The following is a 13095-nucleotide window of genomic DNA, read 5'->3' as shown; positions in this document are numbered from 1 at the left end:
TAATGATTGTCAATGTCCCTATCTGAATCTTTTCTTTTATTATTTTTGTTCTTTTTCTTCGTTTAACAACACTTTGCGTGATGCGTTTACGCGTCCTTGACGGTCAATTTCAGTTACTTTTACTAAGAATTGGTCGCCAATTTTAGCTACATCTTCAACTTTGTTAACTCTTTCGTTAGAGAATTGAGAAATATGAACAAGGGCATCTTTACCTGGGAAGATTTCAACAAATGCACCGAATTTTTCGATACGTTTAACTGTTGCCATATAAATTGCACCGACTTCAGCTTCTCTTGTAATATCTTCAATAATTTGTCTAGCACGGTCGATCATTTCTTTATCTTTAGATCCGATAAATACTGTACCGTCTTGTTCGATATCTAATTTAACACCTGTTTCATCAATGATTTCATTGATTTTCTTACCACCAGGTCCAATAACATCTCTAATTTTATCTGGTTTAATATGCATAATTTCAATTTTAGGTGCATATTGGCTAAGTTCTTCTCTAGGTTCTCTTAATGTTTCAAGCATATGATTTAAGATATATAATCTACCAATCCTTGCTTGCTCAAGAGCTTCTTTTAAGATTTGTTCACTTAAACCATCGATTTTGATGTCCATTTGAATAGCAGTGATACCTTTTTCTGTACCTGCAACTTTAAAGTCCATATCACCTAGTGCATCTTCCATACCTTGAATATCAGATAAAATTGTGTAGTTATCATCTTTAGTAATCAAGCCCATTGCGATACCTGCAACTGGTGCTTTAATTGGCACACCTGCATCCATTAAAGCTAAAGTTGAACCACAAATTGAAGCTTGTGATGATGAACCATTTGATTCAAGTACTTCTGAAACAACTCTTATTGTATAAGGGAATTCTTTTTCATCAGGAATAACTTGTAGTAATGCACGTTCACCTAATGCACCGTGACCAATTTCACGACGTCCTGGTGCTCTCACTGGTCCTGTTTCACCAACTGAGAAGTTAGGGAAATTATAGTGATGCATGTAACGTTTTTGTTCTTCTGTACCTAGACCATCAATGATTTGATGTTCACCTAATGCACCTAAAGTCGCAACTGAAAATGCTTGAGTTTGTCCACGTGTAAATAAACCTGAACCATGAGCTCTAGGTAATAATCCAACTTCAGAAGACAATGGTCTGATTTCTTCAGGATTACGTCCATCTGGTCTCACTTTATCTTCAGTAATTAAACGACGCACTTCTTCTTTTACAAGTGCATCTAATACTTTACTTACATCTTTAAGAACTTCTTCGTTATCTGGATCTTCTTCGTTAGTAAAGTCATTTAGAACTTCTTCTTTAACTGCAGAAATATTAATATCTCTTTGTTGTTTTTCTTCAGTTCTGATTGCTGAAATAATATCTAAAGCTTCTGCTTTAGCACGAACAGTTTCTTCAAATGAAGCTTCAATTTCAACAGGTATAAATTCAGCTTTTTCAGGTTGAATATCTTCAATGATAGCTTCTTGGAATTCAACTAATCTTTGAATTTCTTTATGACCAAATAAAATAGCATTTAACATTGTTTCTTCAGTTACTTCTTTAGCACCCGCTTCAACCATGTTAATCGCATCTTTATGACCCGCTACTTGTAAATCCAATAAAGAGACTTCTCTTTGTTCAACATCTGGATTGATAACAAATTCGCCGTCTACTAATCCTACGTTTACACCTGCAATTGGTCTTTCAAATGGAATATCTGATACAGATAATGCCATTGAAGAACCGATCATAGCTGCCATTTCTGGTGAACAGTTTGGATCAACACTCATTACGATAGAAATAACTTGAACATCATGTCTGTATCCTTTAGGGAATAATGGACGAATTGGTCTATCAATTAATCTACTTGTTAAAGTAGCATCTTCACCAGGTCTACCTTCGCGTTTATTAAAGCCGCCAGGAATTTTTCCTGCAGCATACATTTTTTCTTCATAGTTAACCATTAATGGGAAAAAGTCTACATTTCTAGGTTCTTTTGATGCAGTTGCTGTTGATAATACAACTGTATCCCCATATCTTACTAATACTGCACCATTAGCTTGTTTTGCTAATTGGCCTGTTTCAATTATTAATGGACTTCCTGCCCATTCTGTCTTAAAGACTTTCTTCTCTTGAGACATTTATGAATCTCCTCTCATACACTTAATCTCTTATATCATACCATTATACACATATTTTTTATATTTATTTATAAAAAAATCGAAAGAAATCTGGTTGATTTCCTTCGATTGAAATTACGATTAGCGACGTAATCCTAATGATTTAATTAAATCACGGTAACGTTGAACATCATTTTCACGTAAATATGTTAATAAATGTTTACGACGACCAACCATTTTTAATAATCCACGACGTGAATGATGGTCTTTCTTGTGAGTACGTAAATGTTCGTTTAAAGCAGTGATTTCTGCTGTTAAAACTGCGATTTGTACTTCTGGAGAACCAGTATCAGTTTCATGTACGCGGTATTGTTCGATTAGTTCGTTTTTTCTTTCTTGTGAAATTGCCATTGTCAATTTCCCTCCTATAATTGTATTCACCGTAAACCTGAGCTGATCGTCGGAGTGTCGATAAGCCAAGGATTAGGCACTCAAATCATTATACATAACTCTTTATGTTCTTTCAAGTGATAATAACGCTTTTGCTTCTTCTTTATCTTGCTTAATTTGATTAACAAGTGCATCTATGCCATCAAATTTTTGTTCTGGTCTAATAAAATGGTGCCAATATACTTCTACACGCTCACCATATATACTTTCTTCAAAATCAAAGATATTAACTTCAATACTTATTTGAGAAACAGATGGATCATGGAATGTTGGTTTCACACCAACGTTACACACACCTTTATATGACTTATCTCTTGATTTAATTAATAATGTTACGGCGTAAACACCTTTTCTCGGTAACACATAGTCATCGCTAGGTTCAACATTAGCTGTAGGAAAACCAATCGTACGTCCTCTTTTTTCACCTTGAACAACCATACCTTTAATAACATATGGGCGTCCTAAAGCTAAATTACAAGCTTCTATTTCACCTAATTCAAGTGATGTTCTAATATTCGTAGTTGAGATTTTTTCATCCTCATGTAATGTTTGCTTAGAAACGACAAATACATCAAATGGATAATCATTCTCTTGTAATGATGCCATATTTCCTTTTCCATATTTACCAAAACTAAAATCATAGCCAGCAATAACAGCTTTTACATGATTTTGAATAAAATATTGGTCAATAAAATCATCTGCAGACACATCTGCAAATGTCGAAGAAAAGTTAACGACGAAACAGTAATCTACGCCTAACTTTTCAATTGCTTCAATTTTATCCGCAATAGGTGTTAAATACGTTGTTCTTTTCTTTTCAGGATTTAAGACAACTGAAGGGTGTGGATCAAATGTCATAACAGCTTTTTTTAAATGTTTATCTTTAGCTACTTTAATCATTTTCTTAAGAACTTGTTGATGACCTAAATGTATGCCATCAAAAAAACCGATTGCTAAAGCAATATTTTCATTTACAAATTGTTTAGATTTAATTGGGTGTGTAATTTCTATAACTTCCATCAATATACTCCTTTAAAGAAAAACTTTTTTCGGTTTATAAAGTGTTTCATTTTTATCATAAGTATCCATAATAGCAATCGCTTTGTCTTCATACCAAACAACAAATTCGCCATCATGTTTACTTTCATCTATTAAAGATTTTTCTATTTTTTGTCCGTTCTGAATACGCGTTACGATATTTTTATCATATACGGTAATTTTCGTTAAACCATTCAATCCATATTCTAATGGAAGAATCACATCTTGTAACTTATCTTGCTCAACAATTTCTCTTAAGTCATCTAATTTAATAGCCTGATTTAAAGTAAAACCGCCACTTTTCAACCTAATTAAATGAGACATATGTGCAGGATAATTTAGTAACGCACCAATTTGAGTTGCTAACGTTCTAATATATGTCCCTTTGCCACATTCAACTTCAATTTCAAATTTACAAGTATCATTCTCATAAATAATATCAGAAATTAAATCAATACTGTTAATATGCACCCTTCTTACAGGACGTTCAACTTCAATATTTTGTCTAGCATATTCATATAATTTCTTACCATTAACTTTAACAGCAGAATACATAGGTGGAATTTGTTCAATGTCACCTTCTAATTGTTTTAAAGTCGCAATCATTTCATCTTTGTCCCATAAATTTTGACCAACACGCTTCTGATCTACAATCTCACCAGTTTGGTCTTCAGTCGTTGTACTCATACCAATCGTTACTTCAGCTCTGTAAGATTTGCCACTTTCCATCACATAATCACTCACACGCGTCGCTTTCCCAACACAAATCGGTAGTACACCACTTACCTCAGGATCCAAAGTTCCAGTATGGCCAACTTTTTTTGTTTTTAAAATTTTACGAAGTTTAAATACGACGTCATGACTTGTCATACCAACTTCCTTATGAATTGCTAGAATGCCATCCAAATTTACGACCTCCATAATGTTTCTATTCTTTTTAATTTTACATGAAAATATTCATAAAAAGAAGAAATAACTCAATTTCATAAAAAAAGCGATTGTGTTGGGGACAGAATTCTGAGAAATGTCCCTAACGTGGGCGCTTACGGACAGAATTCCGAGTAATGTCCCTAACGAGGGTGCTTACGGACAGAATTCTGAATAATGTCCCTAACGAGGGTGCTTACGGACAGAATTCTGAATAATGTCCCTAACGAAGGTGCTTACGGACAGAATTTCGAGAAATGTCCCTAACGAGGGTGCTTACGGACAGAATTCTGAATAATGTCCCTAACGATGGCGTCGCTCTAATTACCAGAATTCGAAATTATGGTAGTTAGCACATTCTTATTTCCACAATTCGGAATAATGGTAGTTACAGCATTCTTATTTCCACAATTCGAAATTATGGTAGTTACAGCATTCTTATTTCCACAATTCGGAATAATGGTAGTTAGCGCATTCTTATTTCCACAATTCAGAATAATGGTAGTTAGCGCGTTCTTATTTCCACAATTCAGAAAAATGGTAGTTAGAGCCTCTCTAATCAAAAAAAGACTAAGACATCTTATAGTGTCTCAGTCTTTACAAATTTGGATTAATCATTACGATTTAAATCTTGAATCATGCGTTCAATTTTATTACCGTAATCGATTGATTCATCATATTCAAAATGCAATTCTGGTAAAATACGTAATTTCATACGATTACCTAATTCTGATTTAATAAAGCCTTTTGCTTTTTCTAAACCTTTAAATGTATCTTCTTTTTCTTTATCAGAACCTAATACAGTTAAATAAACTGTAGCGTGTGATAAGTCTCCTGGAAGTTCTACATCTGTAATTGTTAAAAATCCAACTCTTGGATCTTTAAGTTTATTATTGATGATATCCATTAATTCTTTTTTCATTTGTTCGCCTACTCGTTCAGAACGAATACTCATATCTTTCACCTCTTAACATTCTCATCTCTCTATATACATTAGTACATTATAGCACATGCTTGAATGCTTAAAAAGATAATCATTCCATTAATTATTTGTTTAAATTACATTAGAAAAATAAATGAAAGATTATCGAAAAATAAGTTAAAAAAGAATTCATAAACTATCCATCAATACTTCATATCCCATCTTAGGAATGCTTAAAGATGATAATAAATGAAATAATAAATAATATTTGCAACAGTGCTCTTAAATATATGTTCATTGGTACTTTTCCACCTATAGTAATATTTTTAGCATGTGCTTTCATATAACCAGGGAACAATACAAAACATAAAATAATACCAATCACACTGAATACAAAATTAACTTTAGGAATAAACACACTTATCGCTATGACAAATTCTAACCATCCCGTTACATACACAATCATTTTCGGATTTGGAATACTACTCGGAACCATTTTAATAAGTGAATTTCGAATAGAAGGCATAAATCTACCAATAAATGTATACATAAATGCGAAAAATATTGAAAATTGAGCGACATTCATCCACATACTTTCAGTTTGAAATATACGGTGTACAATAAATCCAATAAAGCAGCCAACAAAATAAACGATCATTGTTTGCATAAGAACCACTCCAATACGTCATATTTGTAGTTCATGATTAACTTTACTGCATCCAATCTATTTACTTACCTATTCCCTTATTGTAGTGTAAATATACATTAAAAATAACGATTCATACTTTAATGAATGTCATCAACTGTCACATAACAAGTCATCATCCATAACACAAATTTCACTTTTCTAAATAAACAGTTATGCTATATATATCAAGTATATTTATATACTTGAAGAGAATCCGTATTCTCGACTCAACAATAAAAGTGCTTATCTTCCAAAAATGGGAAGTATATCTCCAGCTAAGGTATACTTCCCATTTACATGTCAGTAAATCCAGTTATTTGATTATGGATATAATTAATAACCTTATTTGCTTCTAAAGTGTTAATACCCATATTTAAATCTTTGGCTACTTCAACTGATAAAATATAAAATTGTTCTGTAATATTTAATAATGAATTTGTTATATCATCAACTTCACCGTGTGGATATGATTCTAACAATTTATTCCATTCAGACTTAGAAATGTATTTTTTTAATAATTTATGGTTTTTTCCAGTTGAGATTTGCCATTCAAATTTGTTACTGACTTTCCAGTCATACATAGTCAAAAGTAAATCACGCATCATATTTAAATGATCAATAGCATAAAAAATTTCTTCTCTTTTAATGCCTTTAACAACATACGTTGATAACCACCAAAATTCATTAAAAGCAAAATCAAACCGCTTCTGGTTAGGTTTCTTAATATGATATTTTTTATCATTTGGTTCAATTTGTTCACTAAAATACTGATCCTTATCAATTAATACCTTCAGTAAATAATCTTCATGTCTATATGCTTCTATATATTCAATTGGTATAAATCTGAAATCTACTCGCATATAATTTTCAAACAACACCATATAAAATAATTGATCCTTTATACCACTATCAGAACGCTCTCTATTACACTGTGAAATAATAGGTTCTCCAAAATTTTCAATAAATGATAAATGTTGAATAAATGTCTCATAATTATTTACGATAAATGCAATATCAAAATCTTGATATTCATCCGGTTCAATAAATTTATTAACCCTAGACCCATTCATGCAAACTGCTCTAATATCATCCTCAATCGAAGCAATATTAAAAATTTCTTCTAATACCTCACGTTCTGTTTTCATGATATCACCTGCTATTCAGTATACTCATTATCTAATTTTATAGATTTATATATTGCCATTCCAGTTTTTAATTTTTTAAATCCGAGCTTTCTATATAACTCTTCATTACCAGTCGTAGATATTAAATGAATACATGATATTTGTTTTAAATCTTCTAATAAAATTTCAATCATTTTTCTTGAAATACCTTTTTGTTGATATGTTTTCTTTACAACTACATCATATATAGCAGCATTAAACACTCCATCTGATAATGCCCTAGCTACTGCAATAACTTCATCGTAATTTTTAACTATTACAACATGTGAACTATTGAGAAATATTTTTTCTATTTTTTCGTTATCATGACCTAACCAACCAACGGATTCATATACTTCTTTTATACTATCAATATTTTCGCTTTTAAATTCACGTTCAAAAGTGTACATAAACATCACCTACTACTCATTATGATAAATTAATTGTATAACACCTGATTTAAATTTTCTTGAATGTACTAGTTTAAGTTGTTGTCTATCTTCTATATCTATAAATAGTGGTTTTCCTTTTCCTAAAACTATAGGATGTATGGATAGTCTATATTCATCTACTAATCCATAATTTACAAATGTCGTGATTAAGCTAGATCCACCATATAACCATATATCTTTACCTGGCTTACTTTTTATTTCATTGACATGTTCTACGATATTATCTTTAATAACATTGACATGTTTATCTTCAAACTTAAATTTCTTTGAAAAGACATATTTTTCTTTGGCATGAATGTTTTTCCACATTAATTTATCATCTTCTGAATCTTCTAAACTAGGCTGAAAATCTCCCCATGCTTCGTAACTTTTTCTTCCATAAAAGATTGTATCGACTTGATTTAAAAAGTCATCAAAATTCATTTCAGGATCCATAATACACCAGTCAATCTCGCCATTTTCACCTTCAATAAGCCCATCTAAAGTAACAGCTAAATCTAAAATGACTTTCCTACTATTATCATCACTACTCATATATTGACCCCCCAATCATCTCTTTCTATTATCATACATGAAATGATAATAGAAAACACACCACATTATTTATGATAAATGGGTGTGTCTTGATTCTAATTCTAATAATGATTGCTTCATTTCAAGTCCGCCTCTATAGCCTCTTAGTTGTCCGTCTTTGCCTATAACACGATGGCAAGGTATCACAATGTTTAATGGATTTTTACCGACTGCTGATGCAACGGCTCTAACTGCATTTGGTTTATCAATTTTATTGGCTAAATCTGAATAAGTTGTTGTTTCTCCATATGGTATTTTGGTCAATGCTTGCCACACAGTTTCGTTAAAAGGTGTGGAATTTATATCTATTTTTAAGTCAAAAGTGTTTCTTGTGCCATTAAAGTATTCATTCAATTGGTCGATATATGGTTTTACTTTGTCTTGATTTTCTTTAATTTCTATATTTGAAATAAACTGATGTATTTCATTTTCTTTATCAAATGAGCCTACAAATATGAGACCCTCATCACTTGCATAAATATCGAGATGTTTATTAAGATGCTTAAGAATACCATGATAAATTATTTTCATCGACTACCTCCTTTGATGAAAGTTTAAATGAATTTATTTGTAAACTCAATATAAATAGTCGTTATCATAATTAGATAGCAATATAAGGATATTTTTATATGTTATGATATTTTTGAGGTGATAGATATGACAATGTATTTAACTGAGAAAAGATGGCAAGACATTCAAACAAACAATAAATTAGCAAATGATGATTTTGTATATGCAGTTAAGACGACAATGATATTCTGTAAACCTTCATGCAATGCTAAATTACCTAATAAAGAAAATGTTTCAATATATCGAGACTATCACGAAGCTATAGAAAATGGTTATCGTCCTTGTAAAAAGTGTAATCCAACAGGTCAATTATTAGAAGATGAAGAATGGGCATTACAAATAAAAAATTTCATTCATCGATATTATCATTTAAATCTTACATTAGATGAAATTTGTAACCAATGTCACGGTTCAAAATTTCATTTATCAAGATTATTCAAACAAGTTACTCATCAAACCATTATGCAATATTTACATGAAATAAGAATTGAAAAAAGTATCGCATTGCTTAATGAGAATATAATGACAGTTGAAGACATTGGTAGAAAAGTTGGTTATAAAACAACATCACATTATATCAAAGTATTTAAGCAATTCTATTTTATGACACCTTTACAATATCGCAAACAGAAAAACAGCTAAGATAGCTTCCTATCTTAACTGTTTTTTAAAAGATTAACAATGTTACATACAAACCTACTAATGTAATAAATAATACGGGTATCGTTATGATAATACCTGTTTTAAAGTATGTGCCCCAAGGTATTTTAACACCTTTTTGAGACAATACATGTAGCCATAATAATGTTGCTAATGAACCGATAGGAGTAATTTTCGGACCGAGGTCTGAACCAATGACATTTGCATAAATCATGCCTTCTTTAAGGGGACCAATAACATCTGATTGATGGATAGCGAGCGCATCTATAAGAACGGTTGGTAAGTTATTCATAATCGATGATAAAAATGCTGCTATAAATCCCATTCCCATAATACTAGCAAATAATCCATGTTGAGAAACGTCTGTTAGTATATGACTTAAAATTGTTAGGATACCAACATTTTTAAGCCCAAAGACAACTAGATACATACCAATTGAGAATACGACTATATTCCATGGTGCACCTTTGAGCACTTTTTTAGTATGAACTGCAGTAGATTTTCTAGCAAACCATACAAATATAATCGCTACTATACCTGCAATAATTGATACGGGTATGTGTACAAACTCACTGATAAAATATCCGATGAGTAAAATGGATAGTATAGCCCATGACATACGAAACAGTTTCAAATCTTTAATTGCTTCTTTTGGTTGTTTTAAATGACGATCATCAAATGTACGTGGTATTGACGATTTAAAGAATAACCACAATACGGCAATACTAGCCAATAATGAGAATATATTCGGTATGAGCATATGTAAGAAATATTCAACAAAGCCAATATTAAAATAGTCTGCAGAAACAATATTAACTAAATTGCTCACAGTGAATGGTAGTGAAGTTGTATCTGCTATAAATCCACTTGCTATAACAAAAGGAAAAATAATTTTCTTATTAAATCCTAGATGACGTACCATTGCCAATACAATAGGCGTAAGTATCAAAGCTGCGCCATCATTCGCAAAAAATGCCGCAACAATTGCACCTAATATCATGATATAAATGAACATCTTTACACCATTTCCACGAGAGGCTTTAACCATATGAATCGCAGACCATTCAAAGAATCCTATTTCATCAAGAATAAGTGAAATGATAATAATCGCTATAAATGTCAATGTTGCATTCCAAACAATGCTGGTCACTTCAAATATATCTTCTATTTGTACAACACCAGTTATTATGGCAATTAATGCACCAATAAAAGCTGTTACACCGATATCTAGTCCTTTCGGTTGCCAAATAACGAAAGTCAGTGTTAATACAAAAATAATGATTGCAAGTATGGTCATCAACGTTTTCCTCCTTTCGTGAAAATCCCCAAATTATAAGCTATATCAAAAAAGACTGAGACAATAAATAATGTCCCAGTCTCTTAAGATTTATATTAAAGTATTCACTTTATTTTCTTTCAATTTCAACCATTTTGAAAGCTTCGAAGATGTCGCCTTCTTTAATGTCGTTGAATTTTTCGATTGTGATACCACATTCATATCCAGCTGCTACTTCTTTAGCATCATCTTTGAAACGTTTAAGTGTATCTAGTTCGCCTTCAAAGATTACAATACCGTCACGAATAATACGTACACTTGCATCTCTTGTAATCTTACCGTCTGTTACGTAACTACCAGCGATTGTACCGACTTTAGATACTTTAAATGTTTGACGTACTTCAGCTTGACCAATAACTTGCTCTTCAAATTCAGGGTCTAATAGACCTTTCATAGCTGATTCGATTTCTTCGATTACTTTATAAATAATACGGTGTAATCTCATATCAACATTTTCTTCTTCTGCAGCACGTTTAGCACCTGCATCTGGTCTTACGTTAAATCCGATAATAATACCGTTTGATGCTGCTGCTAATGTAACGTCTGATGCATTAATCGCACCAACTGCTGTATGAATAATACGTACATTAACACCTTCAACATCTATTTTCATTAATGATGCTGCTAAAGCTTCTACTGAACCTTGAACATCACCTTTAATGATGATATTTAAATCTTTCATTTCACCTTGTTTCATTTGTTCAAACAAGTTATCTAATGAAACGCTCTTACTATCTTGACGTTGTTTTAAGATATTTTCTTGTTGACGTTTTTCACCGATTTGACGAGCTTGTTTTTCATTTTTGAATACAACAAAGCGATCACCAGCTTGTGGTACATCATGTAAACCAGTAATTTCAACAGGTGTTGATGGTCCAGCTGTTTTGATTCTTTTACCTAAATCGTTAACCATCGCACGTACTCTACCGTATGTGTTACCCACTACTAATGAGTCTCCTACTTCTAAAGTACCGTTTTGTACTAATAGAGAAGCTGCAGGTCCACGTGATTTATCAAGCTCTGCTTCGATTACAGTACCTACTGCAGCACGGTCAGGGTTAGCTTTTAATTCTTCAACTTCAGAAACTAAACCAATCATTTCTAATAAATCATCGATTCCGTCACCTTGGATTGCTGAAAGTTGAACGAAGATTGTATCTCCACCCCAGTCTTCAGGATAAAGACCATATTCACCTAATTCTTGCATAACGCGATCAGGGTTTGCTGTTGGTTTATCAACTTTGTTTACCGCAACAATAATTGGTACTTCTGCTGCTTTAGCATGGTTGATTGCTTCAATTGTTTGAGGCATTACACCATCATCAGCTGCAACAACTAAAATTGTGATATCTGTTACTTGAGCACCACGCGCTCTCATTGTTGTGAAAGCAGCATGTCCTGGTGTATCAAGGAATGTAATTTTCTTGTTATTATTAACAATTTGGTATGCACCAATATGTTGTGTAATACCGCCCGCTTCACCAGCTGTAACACGTGTATTACGGATTGAATCTAGAAGTGTTGTTTTACCATGGTCAACGTGTCCCATGATTGTTACAACTGCAGGTCTTTCAATTAAGTCTGCATCATTTTCATCAACTTCAAAGTAATTTTCTAAGTCAGTAGCATCTACATGTACTTCTAACTCAGCTTCAATATCATAATCTGCACAAATTAATTCAACAGTTTCAGTATCTAATGCTTGGTTAATATTAGCTACGACACCAAGTAAGAATAACTTCTTAATAATTTCAGAAGCATCTTTGTTGATTTTATCAGCTAATTCACCAACTGTAATACCTTCTTCATACGTAATTAAAGATGGTGTTTCTTTAACTTCCGGTTTAGGTTGTTGCTGTTGTTGATTATGTTGTTTTTTGTTATTTTGCTTTTTATTCTTTTGATTTTTTTGATTCTTTTGTTGATGATTAGGTTTATTGTTTTGTTTGTTATCCTGTTTGTTGTTATTTGATTTATTTGTATTTGCGTGAGTAGTTGTTTGGTCTTTTTTAGCAGAATCCTGCTTTTTAAATGCTTTATCTAAAATTTTAATGTCATTCTCCTCTAATGCTTGCATGTGATTTGATACTTCTATATTATTCTTTTTTAATTCATCTATGATTGCTTTACTCTTTACATCGATTTCTTTTGCATACTCATATATTCTCTTTTTACTCATATAC

Annotated in this window: 13 protein-coding genes; 1 reads left to right on the top strand and 12 read right to left on the bottom strand. The window is 32.0% G+C overall.

All coding sequences use genetic code 11. The annotated features are described in order from the left end of the window. Positions 1–39 precede the first annotated feature (39 nt). The 10 genes from pnp to LQ673_RS03080 all read right to left on the bottom strand — a co-directional run bounded on the left by pnp (position 40) and on the right by LQ673_RS03080 (position 8877). Positions 40–2154, bottom strand: coding sequence for a polyribonucleotide nucleotidyltransferase (gene pnp, locus LQ673_RS03125; protein ID WP_025905355.1), 2115 nt, complete (start codon positions 2152–2154; stop codon positions 40–42). Positions 2155–2274: 120 nt separating this feature from the next. Then, positions 2275–2544 (bottom strand): 30S ribosomal protein S15, encoded by a 270-nt coding sequence (gene rpsO, locus LQ673_RS03120; protein WP_025905354.1) that lies wholly within the window; start codon positions 2542–2544, stop codon positions 2275–2277. 102 nt (positions 2545–2646) lie between these two features. Beyond that, entirely contained in the window at positions 2647–3603 is a 957-nt protein-coding gene (ribF, locus tag LQ673_RS03115; RefSeq protein ID WP_025905353.1) for a riboflavin biosynthesis protein RibF, read from the bottom strand. Between the two features lie 12 nt (positions 3604–3615). After that, the gene (gene truB, locus LQ673_RS03110; RefSeq protein WP_191835963.1) at positions 3616–4542 is read right to left on the bottom strand and encodes a tRNA pseudouridine(55) synthase TruB; all 927 of its coding nucleotides are present in this window, start codon (positions 4540–4542) and stop codon (positions 3616–3618) included. A 616-nt stretch (positions 4543–5158) separates the two neighbouring features. Beyond that, positions 5159–5503, bottom strand: a complete 345-nt coding sequence (gene rbfA / locus LQ673_RS03105; protein ID WP_048542606.1) for a 30S ribosome-binding factor RbfA — start codon at positions 5501–5503, stop codon at positions 5159–5161. Between the two features lie 190 nt (positions 5504–5693). Next, a complete protein-coding gene (locus LQ673_RS03100) occupies positions 5694–6137 on the bottom strand; it encodes a hypothetical protein (RefSeq protein WP_191835962.1) in 444 nt (147 codons plus the stop codon). 314 nt (positions 6138–6451) lie between these two features. After that, positions 6452–7303: an aminoglycoside 6-adenylyltransferase gene (locus LQ673_RS03095; RefSeq protein WP_204171111.1), complete on the bottom strand. Its 852-nt coding sequence runs from the start codon at positions 7301–7303 to the stop codon at positions 6452–6454. An 11-nt stretch (positions 7304–7314) separates the two neighbouring features. Further along, entirely contained in the window at positions 7315–7731 is a 417-nt protein-coding gene (locus LQ673_RS03090) for a GNAT family N-acetyltransferase (RefSeq protein WP_191835960.1), read from the bottom strand. 12 nt (positions 7732–7743) lie between these two features. After that, on the bottom strand, positions 7744–8307 hold the full coding sequence (locus LQ673_RS03085) for a dihydrofolate reductase family protein (protein ID WP_048542593.1): 564 nt from the start codon (positions 8305–8307) through the stop codon (positions 7744–7746). Between the two features lie 69 nt (positions 8308–8376). Then, on the bottom strand, positions 8377–8877 hold the full coding sequence (locus LQ673_RS03080; RefSeq protein WP_191835959.1) for a methylated-DNA--[protein]-cysteine S-methyltransferase: 501 nt from the start codon (positions 8875–8877) through the stop codon (positions 8377–8379). A gap of 126 nt (positions 8878–9003) precedes the next feature. Between LQ673_RS03080 and LQ673_RS03075 the strand changes: the two genes are divergently transcribed. Further along, positions 9004–9558 (top strand): Ada metal-binding domain-containing protein, encoded by a 555-nt coding sequence (locus tag LQ673_RS03075; protein ID WP_191835958.1) that lies wholly within the window; start codon positions 9004–9006, stop codon positions 9556–9558. Between the two features lie 25 nt (positions 9559–9583). Here LQ673_RS03075 and arsB read toward each other — a convergent pair whose 3' ends face one another. Together arsB and infB are read right to left on the bottom strand one after the other, a co-directional pair. After that, complete coding sequence (arsB, locus tag LQ673_RS03070) at positions 9584–10873, bottom strand: arsenite efflux transporter membrane subunit ArsB (RefSeq protein WP_191835976.1); 1290 nt, start codon at positions 10871–10873, stop codon at positions 9584–9586. Positions 10874–10982: 109 nt separating this feature from the next. Continuing rightward, positions 10983–13091 (bottom strand): translation initiation factor IF-2, encoded by a 2109-nt coding sequence (infB, locus tag LQ673_RS03065; RefSeq protein ID WP_191835957.1) that lies wholly within the window; start codon positions 13089–13091, stop codon positions 10983–10985. Between the last annotated feature and the right edge of the window lie 4 nt (positions 13092–13095).

The sequence above is a fragment of the Mammaliicoccus sp. O-M54 genome (genome assembly GCF_022386035.1).
Lineage (GTDB): Bacteria > Bacillota > Bacilli > Staphylococcales > Staphylococcaceae > Mammaliicoccus > Mammaliicoccus sciuri_A.
This window is presented reverse-complemented; position numbering and strand designations above follow the sequence as displayed.